The sequence below is a fragment of the Pontibacter kalidii genome (genome assembly GCF_026278245.1).
In the GTDB taxonomy this organism is placed as follows: domain Bacteria; phylum Bacteroidota; class Bacteroidia; order Cytophagales; family Hymenobacteraceae; genus Pontibacter; species Pontibacter kalidii.
Genome location: NZ_CP111079.1, coordinates 2,264,102 through 2,284,258, shown reverse-complemented (window position 1 = coordinate 2,284,258; position 20,157 = coordinate 2,264,102). Strand labels below are relative to the sequence as shown.

Below are 20,157 nucleotides of genomic sequence, written 5' to 3'. Positions count from 1 at the left end.
AACTCCCTGCCACTATGAAGCAGCAGGGAGCTCTGTTAAAGTATAAATTTATACTTTCTGTTAGATGTAGCCGTAGCGCTCCACCGCCTCCTTCTCCAGCCGCTCACGGTGGTCTGGGTGGGCAATGTTGATGAGTGCCTTGGCACGCTGGCGCAGGTTCTTACCATACAGGTAGGCTACGCCATACTCTGTTACCACGTAGTGCACGTGCGCCCGGGTCGTGGTTACGGCAGCCCCCTCGTTTATCAGCGGAGTGATTCTGGAGATACCCTTGTTTGTTACCGATGGCAAGGCGATAATAGGCTTACCTCCCTCTGACAGTGCCGCGCCACGGATAAAATCCATCTGCCCGCCAATGCCTGAGAACTGATACTTTCCGATTGTATCGGCCACCACCTGTCCCGTCAGGTCTATCTCGATGGCACTGTTAATGGCCGTTACCTTCGGGTTGGAGCGGATGATCGTTACATCGTTTACGTAGTCGGTGCGCTGCATCAGGATAAGCGGGTTGTCATCCACAAAATCGTAGAACTTGCGGTTGCCTACTATAAAGCCCGTAGCAATACGGCCCGGGTGCCTGTACTTGTGCTCGTTGGTGATCACGCCTTTCTCCACCAGGTCCATCACCCCGTTCGACATCATCTCGGTATGGATACCCAGCTCCTTATGGTTGGTCAGGCTGTTGAGCACGGCATCCGGTATAGCCCCGATACCCATTTGCAGCGTGGCACCATCTTCCACCATCTCGGCCACATACCTGGCAATCGCTCTTTCCCTGTCAGTGATGCGCAGGCTGTAGTCTACCTCTGGCAGTGCCTCGTCTATTTCCACCAACACATCAAAGCGGCTTACGTGTATCAGGCCATCCCCGTGGGTGCGTGGCATCTGCGGGTTTACCTGGGCAATAACATGCTTGGCGCTAAGTACGGCCTCCCGGGTAATATCCACCGAGACGCCCAGCGAGCAGTAGCCATGGCGGTCAGGCGGGGATACGTGCACGATGGCCACATCCAAAGGCATCTTACCGGTCCTGAACAGTCCCGGGATCTCGCTCAGGAAGATCGGCACATAATCGCCGCGGCCGCTGTTCACGGCATCGCGCACATTGGCCGAGACAAACAGGGAGTTGATGAAGAACGAGTCTTTATACTGCTCCTCCGACAGCGGAAACTCGCCATAGGTGGTGATGCTTACCAACTCCACGTCACGCAACTCATCGGCACGCTCGGCTAGTTTGCGTACCAGGTACTGCGGCGTGGCGGCGCTGCCCTGTATAAAAACACGATCCCCGGATCTAATAACTGAGAGGGCTTCCTCAGCTGACTGGTAGGTTACTTTATTATCGGACATATTTATAAAAAATACTGCCTTTCCGGGTTAGGGAAAGGCAGGGGGTAAGACATTAGTAATCGGTGCGTTCGAGGGCGGCAACGCCAGGCAGGGTTTTGCCTTCCATGTACTCCAGCAGCGCCCCGCCGCCTGTTGATACATAGGACACGCGATCGGCGTATCCAAATTTGTTTACGGCTGCGGCAGAGTCTCCGCCACCTATCAGCGAGTATGCTCCATTGGCTGTCGCGGCTACCACGGCATCAGCCACGGCCTCAGTGCCCACCGAGAAATTTGACATTTCGAACACGCCCATCGGGCCGTTCCACAGGATGGTCTTGGAGTTGGCGATAACGGCAGCATACTGCTCGCGCGCGTCGGGGCCGATATCCAGCCCCATCCAGTTCTGCGGAATGTGGTGGCTCAGCTTCGTGTCGACGTTGGCGTCGTTGCTGAAGGCGTCTGCGATCACAGAATCCACGGGGATCATGATGTTAACGCCTTTTTCTTTGGCCATCTTGATGAGGCGGTTAGCCAGTTCCAGCTTATCCTCTTCCACCAGCGAGGAGCCGATCTCGCCACCATCAGCCTTCACGAAAGTATAAGACATACCCCCACCAATCAGCAGGTTATCCACGCGGTCGAGCAGCTTTTCGATGATCAGGATCTTATCAGAGATCTTGGCCCCGCCCATGATGGCCGTGTAAGGGCGCTCGGAGTTCTCCAGCACGCGGCGGGCGTTCTCCAGCTCGGCCTGCATTACGTACCCCATCATCTTATCGTTGGGGAAGTAGCGCGCAATAACGGCTGTGGAGGCGTGCTCGCGGTGCGCCGTGCCGAAGGCATCGTTTACGTACACATCACCCAAGGTAGAGAGCGCACGGGCAAAATCCGGGTCGCCTTTTTCCTCCGCCTTATGGAAGCGCAGGTTTTCGAGCAGCAGAATTTCGCCGGGCTGCAGTTCCTGTGCCAGTTGTGCCGCCTCCGGGCCTACGCAGTCAGGGGCGAACAGCACCTTGGTCTTGAACTCCTGCTCCAGGCGCGGCACCAGGTGGCGCAGCGAGAATTTCTCCTCCGGCCCGCTTTTAGGGCGGCCCAGGTGCGACATCAGGATCACGGCTCCGCCATCGTTCAGGATCTTGTTGATGGTGGGTACGGCCGCACGAATGCGGGTATCGTCGGTGATCCTGTACTCGCTGTCGAGGGGCACGTTGAAGTCTACGCGCACCAAAGCCTTCTTGCCGGCAAAATTATACTCGTCAATTGTTCTCATGGGGTATGGTTATGATTTTGTAAAAGCGTTCACTCGTTTTTCGTGTTTCGCGGAATTTTGTTGCTCTACAAATATAGCGAATTGCCTATAGCAAGGGAATGAGAGAAGGGCAAAAGAAATCGTGTTCCTGCCGTAAGTTCGACTTCTTTAACTTCTTTAACTTATTTCACCCACATTACCTTTTCCTGCAGCGGCACGTTACGCTTGCCCTGGTAGGCGGCATTCTCAGCGTAGCCCAGGTATAAGATGCCCAGCACCACGTCCTGCTCGCGCAACTGCAGGTGCTTTTTCATACTTGGATGATAGGCCATGCCTCCGGAGCCCCAGTACGTGGCCATGCCCAGGGCAGAGGCGCCCAGCAACAGGTTCTGAATGGCGCAGGAGGTGGCGGCAATTTCCTCCAGTTCCGGTATCTTGGGCAGATCACCGCGGCGCATGTAAGCTACTAAAATGTGCGACGCCTTCTCGCCCATGTGCTGCAGTTTTTCATACTTTTCAGGCATAAACTTTTCGGAAGGGATGTTTTGCCGGTACAGCTCAGCGTGGTTCTGACAGAAGGTTTTCAGGGCCTTATCGGCATACACTATAAACCGCCAGGGTTCGGTGTGGCCGTGGGTAGGGGCCCAGTCGGCGAGCTGCAGCAGCTGTGTAATTTGCTCATCAGGTATGCGCTGCCCGTTCATCTTGGGTGGTTTGGTGGTGCGGCGCGTTTCGATTACCTGTTTTATACTTTGGAATAGTGTGTTCATGTGTTATGCTTTTCTTTTTTCAGCCCCTGGTAAATATAGGCATCTATTAACAAAGCTGCTGAAGTATGAAAATGTTATCCGGACCCGGTTAAAAACTGCTGCGGCCATATGTTATACTTGGGCTATACTTCCATAACTTTCGCTTCCCGCAGCTTGACACGAGCTATACCTATCGCTGGCGCGCGTGCCTTCTATGATGTCGGGTGTGTAACTCGACTTGCTCGGAGAGCCGTGCTTCATACTTAGGCTATACTTTTATACTTCAGTTTATACTTGCTGCTATACTTTCACTGGCGCAAGCGTCCGTTTGTGCCTTTAGCCCCTGCTTCCTACAACTGGAGGCAAGCTATACTTGCTAGCTGCCGTTCATCCACAGCTTTACAACCTTAATTGTTTCATAGTATACTTTGGTGCTCTCCAGCCCGAGAGGGCTCGTCCTGGGGGTAGGGGCCCTCGATAAGGGCATCGCGCGGTGTACATTTCCTTTGCTTGACCTGCGGTCTCCGCAATTTCGCTAAAGCGAAACCAGAAATCTACAAGGCGCTCAACCCAAGGACTGGGATCAGTTCGATAGCTACAGCTTATGCAACTAGAACAGAACTCCCCTCCTTGGCTAAGGAGGGGCAGGGGTGGTTGGATTCGGTACTGCAGAACTCCCTCTCCTGTTTTTAGGAGAGGGTTGGGGTGAGGTGAAATTCCCTTCCTTGGAGGGGCTAGGGGTGGGTTTACACTTGTGTAGGGACAGTCTCGACCTGTCCGTGCAAGAACAGCGGGTATAAAACTTATACTTTGGCTAAAGCAGCTACAGGCTCACATCTTTGGAGAAGCCTTGGGTCCCGAACTTGTTTCGAGGAAGGGTAGGGGCAGTCGGAACCTGTGCTACAAAAGAGAACTGGAGTGGAGTAACAACACACACCCTAATCCAGACAAAAAAATGGCTAAACTGCCGATTTATACTTCAGCAATTTAGCCATTTAACTATGTAGCAATTATCCCTACTTCAGCTTCAGGTCTTTCAGCATCTGCTCGATTTTCTGGTTCAGCTTCTGCTCCGTGGCGTGGTAGTCAGCGGCAGAGGCGAGGGGCTCATTTACGCTGATGTAGAACTTGATCTTGGGCTCGGTGCCGGACGGGCGAGCCGATATTTTGCTTCCGTCTTTGGTCAGGTACTGCAGCACGTTCGAGCTCTCCAGGTCCAGCTTGTGTTCTTCGCCCGTCAGGATAAGTTTGCGTGTGCTCATCTTGTAGTCGCGCACTTCCACCACGTCGGAGCCGGCTATTTGCTTTGGCGGGTTGCTGCGCATGTCGGCCATCATCTGCTGAATCTCCTCTGCGCCGCGCATCCCCTTCTTCGTGATCGACACCAGCTCTTCTTTGTAGAAGTTATACTTTTCGTACATGGCTAGCATCATCTCGAACAGGCTCTGGCCATTGTCTTTGGCCACGGCCGCCATCTCCGCGATCAGGGCGCAGGCCGAGATAGCGTCCTTGTCGCGCACGAAGTCGCCGATCATATAGCCGTAGCTTTCCTCGCCACCACCAATGTATACTTCCTGTCCTTCCTTCTCCCGGATGAGCTGCGCGATATACTTGAAGCCGGTCAGGGTTTCGTACATGGTTACGTTGTAGCTGTCGGCAATCTCCTTGATGAGATCCGTGGTCACGATCGTTTTCACCACGTACTCCTTGCCCGTGAGTTTACCGGCTTTCTGCCAGGCCTGCAGCAGGTAGTTAATGAGCAGGGCACCGGTCTGGTTGCCGTTCAGCAGCACAAAGTTGCCCTCCTGGTTTTTTACCGCGATGCCTACACGGTCCGAGTCAGGGTCAGTGGCCAGCACCAGGTCAGCGTCGATCTCTTTCGCCTTGTTCAGGGCGAGGGTCATCGCTTCTTTCTCCTCCGGGTTCGGGTACACCACGGTTGGGAAATCTCCGTTCGGCTCAGCCTGCTCCTCCACCACATGCACGTTGGTGAAGCCATAGCGCTGTAGCACCTCCGGCACCAGCGTAATGCCCGTGCCATGGATAGAAGAGAACACGATCTTGAGGTCGTGCTGGCGTTTAATAGCCTCCTGGGAGATAGACAGCTTCTGCACTTCCTGCATGTAGGCCTCATCCAACTCCTGGCCAATCAGCTCGATCAGCGCCGGGTTCGGTTCAAACTTCACCTCGTCGATGGACGTGATCTTGTTTACTTCGCCAATGATGTTTTTGTCGTGCGGGGCGGTCACCTGGGCGCCATCGTTCCAGTATACTTTATAGCCGTTATACTCTTTCGGGTTGTGTGATGCTGTTACTACCACGCCGCTCTGGCAGCCCAGGTGGCGGATGGCAAACGAAAGCTCCGGCGTTGGGCGCAGTGCCTCGAACAAGTATACTTTGATGCCATTGGCCGAGAAGATCTCAGCGGCGATGCGGGCAAACACATCGGAATTGTTGCGGCAGTCATGGGCGATGGCCACTTTTACCTGCTCCCCCGGAAAATTCTGCTTCAGGTAGTTGCACAGGCCCTGTGTGGCCATACCTAAAGTATAGCGGTTCATGCGGTTGCTGCCGGCGCCCATGATGCCGCGCAACCCGCCGGTGCCAAACTCCAGGTCTTTGTAAAAAGCATCTGACAGTGCCTCGTGCTCATTGCGCTCCAGCATGCCGCTTATCTCGCTTTTCGTCTCCTGGTCGTAGCTGCCGGACAGCCACTGGTCAATTTTCTGTTTTATAGATGCATCTATCATAGTCTGTTAATGCTGATGTTTTAGTAGCGTTATTTTTGGCGTAAGTCTCCAGGAAAGGGAGATCCATACCTATACTTTATACTTCAATTTCTTCCGCTGTTCCGGATTCAGAAATCCGAAAGAGCGGAGAAGGGTAAGGTTTATACTTGCTGTACTTGCGGCAGGCAAAGTATAGCAAGTATCATTCTAAGACAAAAAATCACACCAGCCCTCGCCGTACCCGAAGCACAGCCCTAGAACTGGTGTGAAGTATAGTTATATCAAAATAAAGGTATTTTGGCCACAATTACACGCGGCTATACTTTAAATTTCTGCTAAAGGTTGCCCCTGAGCGCCTGTTCGCGCTCGATGGCCTCGAACAAGGCCTTGAAGTTGCCCTTGCCGAAAGACTTGGCCCCTTTGCGCTGGATGATCTCATAAAACACGGTAGGGCGATCTTGCACCGGCTTGGTGAAGATCTGCAGCAGGTAACCCTCGTCGTCGCGGTCCACCAGGATGTTGAGTTTCTTCAGGTCTTCCATGTCCTCGTCGATGTGGCCGATGCGCCCGATCAGGTCTTCGTAATAGGTTTCCGGCACACGCAGGAACTCCACGCCACGGCGGCGCAATTCAGACACGGTGTGCAGGATGTCGTGGGTGGCCACGGCAATGTGCTGCACGCCCGCCCCGCGGTAAAACTCCAGGTACTCGTCTATCTGCGACTTCTTCTTGCCTTCGGCCGGCTCGTTGATCGGGAATTTGATATAGCCGTTACCGTTCGAAACCACTTTAGACATCAGGGCGGTATACTCGGTGCTGATATCATTATCATCAAACGTGAGGAGTAGTCTGAAGCCCATCACATCTTCGTAAAACTTCACCCACTCGTTCATGCGGCCCAGCTCCACGTTGCCTACGCAGTGGTCTACGTACTTCAGGCCAACAGGCTCCACCATCAGTTCGGAAGTACGCTCCACGTAACCCGGCATAAACACGCCATCATAGTTTTTGCGCTCCACAAAAGTATGAATGGTGTCGCCGTAGGTATGGATAGAAGCCATCTTCACTTCACCAAACTCGTCGGTTATTGTTTTGGGCTCCATGGCTGGTTTTGCGCCACGTGCCACCGTTCCTCTAAATGCTTCTTCGGCATCATCCACCCACAGGGCCAGCACTTTTACGCCGTCGCCGTGCTGGTGCACGTGCCGGGCAATCTCCGAATCGGGATATATGGCTGTGGTAAGTACCAGGCGGATCTTTTCCTGCTGCACTACATAGGAGGCTCGGTCGCGCACGCCGGTTTCGGGGCCGGCGTAGGCTACGAGCTTAAAGCCGAAAGCGGTTTGGTAAAAGTGGGCGGCCTGCTTGGCGTTGCCTACATAAAACTCAATGTGGTCGGTGCCGTTTAAGGGCAGGATATCTTTGGTGACTGCTTCTGAGGTTGCGGGCTGTGTATTCATAGTTTGTTTGATTAGTTTATAATGGGTTACGTAAAAATACATCTTTTGCGCAACTATCAAAACGATGGCAGCCCAGGGTAAATTATCAAACCTATTTCTTGCAATTGCTGAGGCATGTTTTCAACTTTGTAAAAAATAAGACGATTATGAACGCAAAAGCCCTGAACGAGTCCATCGTGGCCATCCTGGAGAAGAAGCAAGAGTTACGAGCGCTTGACTACAACGATGCGCGCTATGATGACATAGAAGAAGAGCTGCACGACCTGGAAGACGATTTTAACGAAGAATACGGCGATGAGCTGGAAGATGTGCTGGAGGATGTGCACGGCAAGATAAAGTCTGATGCCGATATCCTGTTGCCAACCGCATACCTGGCCAGCTCGTTGGACGGCAAAGAGCTGGAGGAAGGCGACGATAACGAAGGTGTTTGGGTGGAGTCTGACTCTTTCCCGGGTGTGGAGATGCGCCTGGTGCTGGTAGCCAACCCGCCTCGTGTACTGCTGGTGCTCGCAGACCAGGAGCGCGTACTCTGGACCGCCGAATAGACCGGAATTTATACTTTAGTAGCCTGCCTGGCTGCTGATATATACTTGCCGCACTTGCCAAGGCTTCGAGCCGAGGTGGGTGCGGCTTTTTTGGTTGATTTATAGATATTTTGAATATATTGTAATAAGTGAATGTCATCAGCGGTGTACTAAGTTATTAGCCCTATTGATATAGTGCGGATAAGCGTAGGTTTACGCTTATACCGTAGTTGTGGGGTATTCATAGTTAATTAAAATGAGCTTTAGATTTACCAAGTTAGGATTTACTAATGCCTTGTGGTCTTTGATACCCATATTTCCTGCTTGGACATTATTTCCTGGCGTCTTGGTAGCGGAGTTCTTGACCGGCAAAGTATTCAACTGTGAGACAAGCTATAGATTGATTCTATCTATCTCTGTAGCCTTAATTTTACTTTCAACCTTATACTACTTTGGTAGGCTTGAGCAGAAATTAGCCAAAGGCAAAAATGTAGTCAAAGATAGTTTTAGAGTATTTAATCTTGCTATTTATACTTTAGTTAATACAGCCGCTCTTATCCTAATTATTGGAACTGACTTAGCGTGTAATGGGGACGGGCAAACTCTTTTGGCGTGCCTTTATTCTGGGCCACTGGCAAGTCTTTCTTTAATACTAATAGGTTTCTTAGCAGATTTAAAAATAAGTACAACAACCCACAACAACACCTAAATAGTAGCTGCGCCACTATTTAGCCCAGCACGTTGTTCATGCAGATGATAAAAAATATACCTTTTGTAATCCTTGCCAGCCTACTTGTTTCTTGTAACCCGAGTAGAATGATTTTTAAGTCTGACAGATTTAATGAGTTAGAAGGTTTAACGGTACCAGAGGCAATCGAGTATGAAAAAGGCAAAGGCTCAATAGATGTAACACCTAACCATTTTATTAAAATTGGAGAAAGCATTTACCCTAACAAAAAGGGCTTTGAGTTAGCTACCCCAGTAACCTTTACAAGAACAGAGAAACAAGTTTTCGATTTGGAGGTGGAGTATTTTTATGCTCCTCAAGATAGTTCGGTGAAAATCATACTTTATGAATGGAATCAACAGACTAATAGCAATCAGAATCTATTAGAAGAGAAGTCTAAAAAGGAACTGGATAAAATGTATACCGCATTTCAGAAAAAGTTCGAGTACTTGCGGAAGGAGCTAACCAAAAGGTTAGGTGAACCAACACAAATTGAAATCAATTCAAACAGTGGACAATCGAGCTATAGAGACGGTATAAAATGGCTGAATAATGACGGGTTAAATGCCTACTTATTTATGTTTGGGAACAGCCAAAATGGATATAGACAAATAAGACTCGCAATCTATAAGGAATAAAAACAACAGCTAGCCCGGCACATGAGTCAAACTTCTGCTAATACCTTACTCACCTCACGTACCAAACCCTTAACCTATCCACCAACATGAGAAACATCAAACTTACCATCACCCTTCTCCTCATCACCATGCTATCCTCAAATTTTGCTTTTGCCCAGGACTGGGCGCAGTTAAACAAGTATAAAGCCGAGAATGCAAAGCTGAAAGTACCAGCCCCAGGTGAGAAGCGCGTGGTGTTTATGGGTAACTCCATTACCGAGGGCTGGAGCAACCACCATCCGGCATTCTTCGAAGGGAAACCTTACCTTAACCGCGGCATTGGCGGACAAACTACACCGCAAATGTTGGTGCGTTTCCGGCAAGACGTGATCGACCTGAAGCCGGAGGTGGTGGTAATCTTAGCGGGCATCAACGACATCGCGGGTAACACCGGCCCTTCCACCCTTGAAATGATCATGGACAACATTGTCTCGATGACGGAACTGGCAAAGGCCAATAATATTAAAGTGGTGCTGAGCTCTGTGCTGCCCGCGCTGGATTTTAAATGGAACCCGGGGCAGGAGCCGGCTCCAAAAGTGGTTGCCCTGAACGAGATGATCAAAGGCTACGCTGCGGAGAAAAACCTGGTGTATTTGGACTACTTCTCGGCCATGGCAGATGCGCAGCAGGGGCTGAAGCAGGAGTATACTTATGATGGCGTGCACCCGAATGAAGCCGGGTATAAAGTAATGGCCCCGCTGGCCGAGGCCGCTATCGCCAAAGCGCTGGCCCGGAAAGCTAAGAAGTAATCCAAAGTATAATGTTACTAAAAAAGGCAGGTTAGAAACGGATTCTTACCTGCCTTTGCTGCGCTTTAAGCTATGTCTTCTTCTTTGGATTTGGTTTCCTCCCTTTCTTCCGGGGGCGTATCGGTAATGTTGCCGAACTCATCCACATAGGCAATCATGGCGTCCAGGCTTCCGCCGGAGGAGTTTTCCTGGCGTTCCTGCTTGCGCTGCAGCTTTTCCTCCTTCTTCTGCTTGCGTTGTTTTTCACGTTGCTTCTTCAGGAAAGTGTTCTGTGATCTGGCCATAGTAAAAATTTTAAGTGAGAAATGCGCCCCGGCCTATGTTAAAGTATGGCTGGCGGAGGCGGTACAAAGGCGGCAACTGCCCGGCAAAAAACACCATGCTGATGCTGTAGCACTAACATGTTCCTTCGCTTAAACACCAATGCTGAGGGAGCTGCCAACGTATGGACCCTGACGAGTAGTATCTGACGGTGCCGCGGGAGAAATTGTACCAATAGGAGCGGCTACAAGCGAAGATCAGAGGCGAAATCAGGATGTAACAAGAAGACAAAGATAGTAAAATTCTGGGAGAAACCCAGACGTTATTCCAAGTATCTGGCGCAGGATAGGAGAGTACGCCACAGGCTGGTGCAGGAGAGATGAAACCTTAACACCTGCTGTTTCCAAAAAAACAGTATCTTTAGGCAGGCTTCCATAGAGGGGGCCAGAGACAAAATATTGCTTATGAAAACTACCATTGCGCTAATCGCCCATAACCAGAAGAAAACTGAGCTGCTCAATTGGGCCAAGGTACACCGCGAGGAACTTGTAAAGCACGAGTTGATCGGCACCAGCAACACCTCCAAACTGCTAAACGACATGCTGGAGCTCGATGTGAAGCCCTTCGGACACGGCCCCAGCGGCGGCGACATACTGCTGGCGGCTAAAATGCTGCAGCACGAGGTGGATAAGGTTATTTTCTTCATCGACGCCGAAACCCCCCACGGCCACGAGCACGACATCCAGACGCTGATCCGTACCGCCGTTATCAACAACATTCCGATCGCCCTGAACCGCGCGACGGCCGACCTGGTTATCCTGGAAACGCCAGAAGAAGTATAAGCAGCTCTTCTTGTTAAAGGTGTTGCACTTATGGCTGCCTTGGCAGCGGTAAGTGCTTTTTTATTTTGGGGCAGTTGCCTTGCTACGTACCAGGAATTGCACTGTTTTGGTTATCTACTATGTAGAGGCTAGTTTATACTTCATCTAGGGGTGTATTTACTTCTCTTGTAGTTAAAATTAAACCTCCTTAACAACCAGACCCGTAAGTTATTAATAGCTACATAATTGAACTAAAAAACCAGAACTATGAAAACTACAAAGAGAAAATTATTGACGTATATTACCAACAGTGTTTGCTTCGCCCTGCTGACTGGCCTAGTAGCCTGTGGCGGTGAAGGGCAAGAGACTGTCGCCACTACAGACAACGAGATGGTTGCTGAGGAACAAACCGAGGCAGATGCCGGTGTAATGGATAATTGGGACACCAACAGGTTTAACACCACCTTTGCCTCTAACAATCGCTACGGAGAGTGGGATGCCAACGATGACAACAACCTGGATGAGAATGAATTTTATGGCGGCTTCTACGACACCTGGGACGTGAACGATGATAACAGCCTCGACGAGAATGAGTGGACCACCGCTACAGCAGACTATGGTATTGAGAACCAGAACTGGAATGATTGGGATGTGAACAAAGACAACAGCCTAGACGAGAAAGAGTTCAGAACCGGTATGGCCAATACCAATTACTACACCGATTGGGATGCTGACCGCAACAAAATGATTAACGAGCGTGAGTATACAGACGGAATCTTTGGTCTGTGGGATGAGAACGATGATGATGTCCTGGACAACAATGAGTACAACGAGAGATACAGCCGCTATTACGATACGGAATAGTCCTGCTTCGTAGTATAAAGCACGAGGGCCTGCCACTTCCAATGTGGCAGGCCCTCGTGCTTTACCGGAATGCCTTTTATACTTTTACGTAGATGCGGTTGCGGTCCATCAGGTAGCCCATCAGCCAGTGCACCAGCATGTAAGCCAGGGCAAACATCAAAGAGGCAAACTCTCCCTCGCCCCAACTCAGGAACCAGTTCTGGTAAATCCAGCGGCTCAGGCGTGTCTGTTCATCCACTTTTATAAAGCTCAGAGTTTTAATGATCAGGATAGACATGGCGTAGATGAACAGCGGGTTCTTGCCGAACACCTCAAAGAAGTAGGCCCATTTTTTATAGTTCAGCACCTCGATCAGAAGCATAAGCATGGCTAGCACCAGCATCACCAAACCCACAGTGTGTAAAGTATAAGAGCTGGTCCAGAGCGCTTTGTTGATCGGGAAAACCAGGTCCCACAGCAGGGCAACAGCAATTACGGCAGCCCCGGCTATACTTAGCTTAAACACAGTACTCAGGTTGTTTCCATACCGTTGGATAGCCATGCCTACCAGGTAGCCTGCAATCACGTTTACAGCGGCGGGCAGCGTACTCAGCAGGCCTTCCGGATCGAACGGAATGCCGTAGCCTTTGTAGAGCACTTCCGGGGAGAAGAACAGCAGATCGAATTTCAGGGCCGCGTTCCCTTCTAGGGAGTACGGGTCCGGCTGGTCGCCGAAGAAGTATAAAACGGCCCAGTAACCCAGCAGCACCACCGCACTGAAGATGATGGCACCCTTTATTTTGAGGTAGTGCACCACCAGTGAGCCAATAAGATAGGCAAGCGCAATGCGCTGCAGCACCCCCATCACACGGATGCCGGTCCAGTCGATCATCTCCAGGCCCCCGCCCTCGGCATGCGCCACAAACGGGAAGGCACGCAGCACCAGGCCGATCAGGAAAATAATGGCCGTGCGCTTAAACACTTTCGCCAGGAAAACGCTGTCGGGTTGCAGCTCGAACTTGCGCATACTAAAGCTCATGGCGTTGCCCACGGCAAACAGGAATGCCGGGAAAACCAGGTCGGTTACGGTGAAGCCATGCCAGGGAGCGTGGCGCAGTGGCGGATAAATGGTGCTCCAACTACCCGGGGTGTTCACGATCACCATCAGCGCCACGGTGAGCCCCCGCAGCACATCCAGCGAGAGGTATCGGGCCGACTTTTTCAGGGTTAAGGGTTCTGATGCTGCAACTGCGTTTGCCATACTATAAAGGTCAGGGTTCAGGTAAAGTATAAATTATTGCCTTAAGATATAGATATTATGTGATATGTTAAAGAGCTGCAGGCAAGTCTGCGTGGAGACACACAAAAAAGCGGCAGCCGGTTTCGCGCAGCTGCCGCTTTCTTTTCAAACGATTAGCATTCAACAACCCACTTCAAAGGGTCCTTTCGGCAAGTATGAATGGGCTATTCTATCCTTCTTGTCATCCTGAAAGGATCTTTTTAGGCCATTGGCAACAGCTTACCTACCCTGTGCCCAAGATGCTTTACAGAATAACAGGATTCCTTTTACTTATCTTCTTTGGAGCTTAACTGCCCTGGCGCGCCTAGTACCCCAGTTTCTGGCGCACGCGCTGCAGTACGGGTGTGGCAATGGCCTTGGCCTTCTCCGCGCCTTCCTTCAGCTTCTTGTCGAGCTCGGGCAGGTTGCTCATGTAGTAGCTAAACACCTCGCGCTCTTTGGCATACTTCCGGATGATGAGCTCGTAGAGCGCCTGCTTGGCATGGCCGTAGCCGTAGCCACCAGCCAGGTAGTTCTGGCGCATCGCCTCCACTTCCTCCGGCGATGCCAGCAGGCTGTAGAGCTTAAAGGTAGTATCCTCATCCGGGTTCTTGGGCTCCTCCAGCGCGGTGCTGTCGGTTACGATGCTCATGATCGTCTTGCGAAGCGGCTTGTCAGCCTCAAAAATATCAATGATGTTGCCGTACGACTTGCTCATCTTCTCGCCGTTAATGCCTGGTACGGTCATCACAGTTTCATCGGTCTTTGCCTCCGGAAGCACAAACGTCTCACCGTAAATGTGGTTAAACGAGCTAGCAATGTCGCGGGCGATCTCCAGGTGCTGTACCTGGTCCTTGCCCACCGGCACAAAGTTGGCGTCATACATCAGGATATCAGCCGCCATCAGCACCGGGTAGGTAAACAAGCCGGCGTTTACGTCGGCAAGGCCACGACGCGAGGATTTATCTTTAAACGAGTGGGCGTTGGCCAGCATCGGGAACGGCGTAAAGCAGCTCAGGTACCAGCTTAGCTCCGTCACCATCGGCACATCCGACTGGCGGTAGAAGATATGCTTGTCCGTATCAAAACCGAAAGCAAGCCAGGCCGCTGCCACCGAGTAGGTATTGTGACGCAGGGTTTCAGCATCGCGGATGGTAGTGAGCGAGTGCAAGTCTGCGATAAAGTACATCGCCTCCTGGCCGGATGTTTCGGAGAACTTGATAGCCGGAATGATAGCGCCCAGCAGGTTGCCCAGGTGCGGGCGGCCCGTGCTCTGGATGCCTGTAAGATAACGTGCCATAGGTTAGGGTGTTCTTTGTTTGATGTGCAAATTACGCGAAAATGCGCAAAACTTGCCTAGCCCGCCCACGACATTTCGACTCCGGCTGCTTAAAGTTTGCGGAGGGAGTAGTTCTCAGAGTTGCCGATCTCCTCCTGCCGGTTGTTGAGCAGCCTTACTTCCGTTTCGCTCACCTGCAGGAAATACATCAGGTCCAGGTCGCCTGTTGTCGGGATGAGCTGCAGTATCACGGCGTCCGGATTCTGTTTGTTTCCCTTAGCCAGTATCCACTTGCCGCTGCCGGTCACCACGCTTTTGTCGTCCGGCTTGCCCACATACATTTGCCGCATCGTGAACGAACGGTTAGCGTCCTTCGGGTCACCGGTCAGGATCAGCTCGGTGCGAACGCCTTTGCAGTCGGGGCAGGCAAGTATACCCCGGAAAGTGCCGCTTGGGGGCGCCATGGCAGGAGCAGTATCTTTTGTGTTCGCTTTGGCAGCCGTGGCTTTGCTTTTACTTTTTGCCGGCGTCTTTTTGGGTGTGGCTTTTTTACTGCTGCTGCGGCTTTCCTTCAGCCACTCCTCGTAGCTCTTGCCGGACTGCGCCTGCGCCGCCTGCTGCAGCCCAAAGGTGAGCGCGAATAGGATAAAAAATGCGGTGATTGTTCTCATGGTGTTGGCTATTTGTGGTTCCGGGTGATGCTATCAGAAAACATACCAGTACCGTCATAGGCAGCTGGTCTGCTAAGCTATTTCTGATTTAACTGCTCCGCAAGCTGGATTATTGTGCTTTAAAGCCATTGAAATGCAGCGCGGGAGCGGGTGCCACGTACCATGAAGTGAGATACGCGACGCAGCGCGATGGGGTTGAAGGAGAACCATGCGATAGGTACTTTTGAATCCTTTCGGCAGGAAATACAGTTGTGTTGCCCTGAAACAGAAATGGCCAGGCAACTGCACAAGGCAACACCTGACCATTCTGTCATTAACCATCAACCAAAATTTTAGGCGGTAGATAACTCGCGCTGCCGCTTTCTTTGCCTTACAGAACTGATATTGGAAAGTATAATGGCCAGCAGGATCAGCGCCACGCCCAGCCATTGCACCGCCCACACCTCCTCCTGCAGCACCAGGCTCGACATCAGCACGGCTACCGGTAACTCCGCGGCGCTGAGTATGGCGCTAAGGCCGAGGCCGGTTTTCGGAATGCCGTAGGCGTAGAAGAGCGGCGGAATAACTGTGCCGAACAGCGCCAGCACGAGGCCCCATTTCATTAACCCGTTAAACAAGGCCCCGTTTACCAGGAAAACTGGCGGGAATATGCTTAAGACAAGTATGCAGGCTCCTGTAAGCAGCAGTGCGCTCTTTGTTGTAGGGTGCAGCGCATTACCGGCCGCCCCGTTTATCATCAAAAAGAACGTATAACAGAGCGCGGCCAGCAAACCGTACACGATACCTGTTATTTCAAAGTCCGGGATGCTGCCAGAGAAAAGGCGGCCTGCCAGGGCAGTGCCCACCAGTATAAGCACTGCCATGCTTAGCTGAAACCGGCTGGGCAGCCTGCGCTTTATAATCGATTCCAGTAGCAGGCTCATCCAAGTAAACTGCATCAGCAGCAGGATAGCGATAGAGGCCGGAACCTCCTGTACGCACTTGTAATAGAAGATGCTGACAAGGCCGGTGCTGGTGCCCATGGCTACCAGTTTAAGCTTATCCCTGAACGACGTGTTGTTGCTTTTGCTGCCAAGCAGCGTACGCAACAACACGATAGTCCAAAGAATAATCAACCCAAAAAAAACCTGCGTGCCCGTTACTTCACCCAGGTTAAAGCCTTCCTTATAGGCCAGCTTTACAAAAGTAGAAAGTATGCCAAAACTACATGCGCCCAAAAATACCAAGGCGACTCCTCTGAACATAATAGTCCCTCCAGTCTAAAAAATCAATCAAATAAAAAAAGTAAAGGAGGGGCCGATACAGCCCCAAAAGAGATAAAAAGAGCTGTTACAGGTCGTGCAGCTCGTAGCCTGTGATGAAAATCTGAGTATGTGCTAAATGTGCAGGCATTTTCTATTTTGCAAGACTACAAAGGTACAGCGCCAGCAAGTATAAATGCAAGCGGAAAGCTGTTTAAACTTTAATAAGGTGGGCTTGAGGCTGATATTTTTAAGGGTTAGCCCTCGCTTCTCATGGCGGCCTCTTCTATCTGCTGTGCCGCCTGCCGCTCGCCCAGATATCCGTCGATGAGGTAGTGGGCCAGGTACAGGAGCGGGGTGAGGAGTATGGCTACGCTGAACTTGTAGAGGTAATTGATCAGGGCCACCGACAGCACCTGCTTCATGCTCCAGTTACCGAATACAAAGAAAGCAATGAAGAGCACCACCAGCGAATCGATGACCTGCGAGACGAGGGTGGAGCCGGTGGCGCGGAGCCATATTTTTTTGCTGCCGGTGAAGCGGCGCAGCCAGTGGAATACCGTGGCATCAAGGAACTGCGAGAGCAGGAAAGCGGCCACCGAACCAAGTATAATGCCCAGGCCCTGGCGGTACACGCTGTTGTAGGCGTAATTTATATCGAAAGGGTTGCCGCTGGCGTCGGTGCTGTTCACGTCAAGCCAGAACTGGGCGGGCGGTAAGCCGGTAACGGCAGAGATCACCACAAAGGCATAAAGTATAAGTATAACCGTCAGTACACTTACCTTCTTCACCCCGGATTTTCCGAAATACTCGTTGATGATGTCGGTGGTAACGAATACAATGGGCCAGATGATCACGCCGGCCGTCAGGTTAAAGTCGAGTTTCTCGCCGCCAACCGGTATCTGTGCGCCGGGCAGCCCCAAAACTGCCTCTCCCGAGAAAATCTTTACACCGATCAGCTCGGCCAGCAAAGCATTGGCGATAAAAATGCCGCTGAGCACCAGGAAGAGGTTGGTGCGCTTGCGCTGCTGTAGGGCTGTGGCGTTTTTCTCCATTGTAGGGCCGGGGATATTTAGGATGACTTTGATTTCAGGATGTAAGGCGGTGCCGCCAGACAAAGTATAAAGTTAGTGATCCTATGCCATACTTCCAGCCTTAAGAGGCAGTGGGTAAGGTGCGGGAGCGAAGTATAAACTATAACCCTCTCAGTCCGAAGGTATCAGTCCTGGTCTTTTACGGCAAATACACTTCCTTCCGTGGCCAGGTCAGTGGCGGGGAATACCTCTTGGGCCTCGAGCAGCAGCGGCGTCAGGTCTTTGTAGCGCACCGAGAAGTGGCCGATGAGCAGGTGGCGCACCTGTGCGGCGGCGGCCAACTCCGCGGCCTGCCGGGCGGTGCTGTGGAACGTATACTCCGCGCGCTCGCGCAGGTCGTCGGCAAAAGTGGCCTCGTGGTAAAGCAGGTCTACGTGGTGCAGGTAGGGGAGCAGCGAGGGCTTGTAGCGGCTGTCGGAGCAGTAGGCGTAGCTGCGGCTGCGCTTTGGCTCCAGCGTCACCTCCTCGTTTCGCACCAGTATGTTTCCGGCCTCGTCCTTTACGTCCTCACCCCACTTCAGGCGCACGAGCTGCGGAGGCCTCAGAAAGTCAGGGAGCTTCTCTTTGATGAGCGGGCGCGGCTTGGGTTTCTCCCGGAAGATAAAGCCGCAGCAGGGCACCCGGTGCTCCATGGGGATGGTATGCACCGTTATACTTTTATCCTCGAAAATCTTCCTGTAGCTAGTGGTGTCGAGCTCGTGGAAAACAAGCTTAAAGTTGAGGTTGGTCCCCGAATACCTGAACTGCAGGCTAAGGATTTCGGAGAGGCCGGGTGGGCCAAAGAGGTGCAGTGGCGTTTGGCGGCCCTGCAGGTGCATGGTGGAAAGGAGCCCTGCCAGCCCGAAATAATGGTCGCCGTGCAGGTGGCTGATGTAGATATTGCAGATGCGCTGATGCTTTATCTTGTAAAGCATCAGCTGCATCTGCGTACCTTCGCCGCAATCAATCAGGTGGTGCTGATTGCCAAGGGTGAGAACCTGGGCGGTATGGTGTCTGTTTGCCGAGGGTGTGGCCGACGAACTACCAAGAATCCTGAGTTCGAAATCCACTACGGCGTTGCTTCTTAGTCTTCCTTGTTGGTCAGATCCTGCTCAATCTCGTGCAGAAAAACACGGTCGATGGCCTCTTCCACGGTTGGCAGAATGTTCAGCACCGACTCCAGCTTGGAGATCGAGATCAGCTTCATCACATGGTCCTGCAGACCTGTCAGGATCAGGAGGCCGCTGGAGGAGTTGCAAAGACGGTTCGCGATCAGGATAGAGCTAAGCCCGGAGGAGTCTGTATATTTTACTTCGTTCAGGTCAAGAATCAGGTTGTTGATCCCTTCGGCATTCAATTTCACGAACTCAGACTTCAGGTCTGGTGCGATTGAAGTATCCAACTTCTTCTCATCAATCGTGATAATCGTATAGTTTTCTTTCTTATCTATCGTGTACTTCATAGTCAACCAGTAAAGGATTTAAATGCGAATGTACCAAAATCTACTTTAAGAAACTTAATTTTTGGTAGTAAAAATATTGTCATTAATGTGTTTCTCAATGCGATCGCGCACTGAACGGTCATCTTCTTTTAGGAATTTTTCGCCTGTAAACACCTCGTACAGCTCTATATAGCGCTCCGAGATATTTTTCACGACCTCATCGGTCATTTCTGGCACGCGCTGCCCCTCCTTGCCCTGGAAACCGTTCTCGATAAGCCACTGGCGGACGAACTCTTTCGAGAGTTGGCGCTGCGGCTCGCCCTTCTGCTGGCGCTCCTCATAGCCTTCACTGTAGAAGTAGCGCGAAGAGTCCGGCGTGTGTATCTCATCGATCAGGTACACCTGGCCGTTGTACTTGCCAAATTCATACTTGGTATCCACCAGTATAAGGCCGCGTTCCTTTGCCAGCTCGGTTCCGCGCGCGAACAAGGTTCGGGTATAACGTTCCAAGGTAAGATAATCTTGCTCCGACACAATGCCTTTTGCCAGAATCTCCTCCCGCGAGATGTCCTCGTCATGGCCTTCGTCGGCCTTGGTGGTCGGGGTGATGATAGGCTCGGGCAGCTTGTCGTTCTCACGCAGGCCCTCCGGTAAGTGAACGCCGCAAACCGTGCGCCGGCCCGCTTTGTACTCGCGCCAGGCATGGCCCGCCAGGTAACCGCGTATCACCATCTCCACCTTAAAAGGTTCACACCGGTGCCCGATGGTCACGTTGGGGTCTGGCGTGCTGAGCACCCAGTTCGGAACAACATCGGAGGTGGCCTTCAGGTTCAGGCTAGCGATCTGGTTCAGCACCTGTCCCTTGAAGGGTATGGCGCGTGGCAGCACCACGTCAAACGCAGAGATGCGGTCTGTGGCAACCACGGCTATCTTGTCCTCAAAATAATAAACATCGCGTACTTTGCCCCTGTAAAAGCCGGTTTGGCCGGCAAAGGAGAAGTTGGTTTCTTTAATGGCCTCCATTAAATTTAGTGTCGTTATAGGCAAGCAAA

20 protein-coding genes are annotated in these 20,157 nt (G+C 51.7%); 6 read left to right on the top strand and 14 right to left on the bottom strand.

From position 1 onward, the window contains the following. Positions 1–60: 60 nt before the first annotated feature. From OH144_RS09740 to hppD, 5 genes are all read right to left on the bottom strand, one after another. On the bottom strand, positions 61–1,350 hold the full coding sequence (locus OH144_RS09740; protein ID WP_266206110.1) for an acetyl-CoA hydrolase/transferase family protein: 1,290 nt from the start codon (positions 1,348–1,350) through the stop codon (positions 61–63). 52 nt (positions 1,351–1,402) lie between these two features. Further along, positions 1,403–2,602, bottom strand: a complete 1,200-nt coding sequence (locus OH144_RS09735; RefSeq protein ID WP_266206109.1) for a phosphoglycerate kinase — start codon at positions 2,600–2,602, stop codon at positions 1,403–1,405. Positions 2,603–2,763: 161 nt separating this feature from the next. Further along, positions 2,764–3,351: a nitroreductase family protein gene (locus OH144_RS09730; protein ID WP_266206108.1), complete on the bottom strand. Its 588-nt coding sequence runs from the start codon at positions 3,349–3,351 to the stop codon at positions 2,764–2,766. 995 nt (positions 3,352–4,346) lie between these two features. After that, positions 4,347–6,080 carry a phospho-sugar mutase gene (locus OH144_RS09725; protein ID WP_266206107.1) on the bottom strand — a complete coding sequence of 578 codons (1,734 nt, stop codon included), beginning with the start codon at positions 6,078–6,080 and terminating at the stop codon, positions 4,347–4,349. Between the two features lie 314 nt (positions 6,081–6,394). Further along, a complete protein-coding gene (gene hppD, locus OH144_RS09720; RefSeq protein WP_266206106.1) occupies positions 6,395–7,519 on the bottom strand; it encodes a 4-hydroxyphenylpyruvate dioxygenase in 1,125 nt (374 codons plus the stop codon). Positions 7,520–7,665: 146 nt separating this feature from the next. Here hppD and OH144_RS09715 point away from each other — a divergent pair, with 146 nt between their 5' ends. The 4 genes from OH144_RS09715 to OH144_RS09700 all read left to right on the top strand — a co-directional run bounded on the left by OH144_RS09715 (position 7,666) and on the right by OH144_RS09700 (position 10,196). Next, positions 7,666–8,064 (top strand): hypothetical protein, encoded by a 399-nt coding sequence (locus OH144_RS09715; RefSeq protein WP_266052317.1) that lies wholly within the window; start codon positions 7,666–7,668, stop codon positions 8,062–8,064. Between the two features lie 235 nt (positions 8,065–8,299). Further along, positions 8,300–8,752: a hypothetical protein gene (locus OH144_RS09710; protein WP_266206105.1), complete on the top strand. Its 453-nt coding sequence runs from the start codon at positions 8,300–8,302 to the stop codon at positions 8,750–8,752. Between the two features lie 44 nt (positions 8,753–8,796). Beyond that, positions 8,797–9,408, top strand: coding sequence for a hypothetical protein (locus tag OH144_RS09705; protein ID WP_266206104.1), 612 nt, complete (start codon positions 8,797–8,799; stop codon positions 9,406–9,408). 86 nt (positions 9,409–9,494) lie between these two features. Then, complete coding sequence (locus tag OH144_RS09700; RefSeq protein ID WP_266206103.1) at positions 9,495–10,196, top strand: SGNH/GDSL hydrolase family protein; 702 nt, start codon at positions 9,495–9,497, stop codon at positions 10,194–10,196. Positions 10,197–10,261: 65 nt separating this feature from the next. Here the strand turns inward: OH144_RS09700 and OH144_RS09695 are convergent, their stop codons facing one another. Next, on the bottom strand, positions 10,262–10,480 hold the full coding sequence (locus OH144_RS09695) for a cold-shock protein (RefSeq protein ID WP_266206102.1): 219 nt from the start codon (positions 10,478–10,480) through the stop codon (positions 10,262–10,264). A gap of 441 nt (positions 10,481–10,921) precedes the next feature. Between OH144_RS09695 and OH144_RS09690 the strand changes: the two genes are divergently transcribed. Both OH144_RS09690 and OH144_RS09685 read left to right on the top strand, forming a co-directional pair. Further along, complete coding sequence (locus OH144_RS09690) at positions 10,922–11,299, top strand: methylglyoxal synthase (RefSeq protein WP_266206101.1); 378 nt, start codon at positions 10,922–10,924, stop codon at positions 11,297–11,299. 246 nt (positions 11,300–11,545) lie between these two features. Then, on the top strand, positions 11,546–12,142 hold the full coding sequence (locus tag OH144_RS09685) for a hypothetical protein (protein WP_266206100.1): 597 nt from the start codon (positions 11,546–11,548) through the stop codon (positions 12,140–12,142). 76 nt (positions 12,143–12,218) lie between these two features. On the opposite strand, the gene OH144_RS09680 is transcribed toward OH144_RS09685, so the two are convergent. The 8 genes from OH144_RS09680 to OH144_RS09645 form a co-directional block, all read right to left on the bottom strand. After that, the gene (locus OH144_RS09680) at positions 12,219–13,382 is read right to left on the bottom strand and encodes an acyltransferase family protein (RefSeq protein WP_266206099.1); all 1,164 of its coding nucleotides are present in this window, start codon (positions 13,380–13,382) and stop codon (positions 12,219–12,221) included. Positions 13,383–13,725: 343 nt separating this feature from the next. Beyond that, on the bottom strand, positions 13,726–14,700 hold the full coding sequence (trpS, locus tag OH144_RS09675; protein WP_266206098.1) for a tryptophan--tRNA ligase: 975 nt from the start codon (positions 14,698–14,700) through the stop codon (positions 13,726–13,728). Positions 14,701–14,789: 89 nt separating this feature from the next. Continuing rightward, complete coding sequence (locus tag OH144_RS09670; RefSeq protein WP_266206097.1) at positions 14,790–15,350, bottom strand: copper resistance protein NlpE N-terminal domain-containing protein; 561 nt, start codon at positions 15,348–15,350, stop codon at positions 14,790–14,792. A 332-nt stretch (positions 15,351–15,682) separates the two neighbouring features. Continuing rightward, entirely contained in the window at positions 15,683–16,594 is a 912-nt protein-coding gene (locus OH144_RS09665; RefSeq protein WP_266206096.1) for an EamA family transporter, read from the bottom strand. Between the two features lie 254 nt (positions 16,595–16,848). Further along, positions 16,849–17,646 (bottom strand): queuosine precursor transporter, encoded by a 798-nt coding sequence (locus OH144_RS09660; RefSeq protein ID WP_266206095.1) that lies wholly within the window; start codon positions 17,644–17,646, stop codon positions 16,849–16,851. A gap of 164 nt (positions 17,647–17,810) precedes the next feature. Further along, positions 17,811–18,734: a ribonuclease Z gene (locus OH144_RS09655; RefSeq protein ID WP_266206094.1), complete on the bottom strand. Its 924-nt coding sequence runs from the start codon at positions 18,732–18,734 to the stop codon at positions 17,811–17,813. Between the two features lie 14 nt (positions 18,735–18,748). After that, positions 18,749–19,126 carry an STAS domain-containing protein gene (locus OH144_RS09650; RefSeq protein WP_140619406.1) on the bottom strand — a complete coding sequence of 126 codons (378 nt, stop codon included), beginning with the start codon at positions 19,124–19,126 and terminating at the stop codon, positions 18,749–18,751. Between the two features lie 54 nt (positions 19,127–19,180). Next, on the bottom strand, positions 19,181–20,128 hold the full coding sequence (locus OH144_RS09645) for a phosphoribosylaminoimidazolesuccinocarboxamide synthase (protein ID WP_266206093.1): 948 nt from the start codon (positions 20,126–20,128) through the stop codon (positions 19,181–19,183). Positions 20,129–20,157 lie beyond the last annotated feature (29 nt).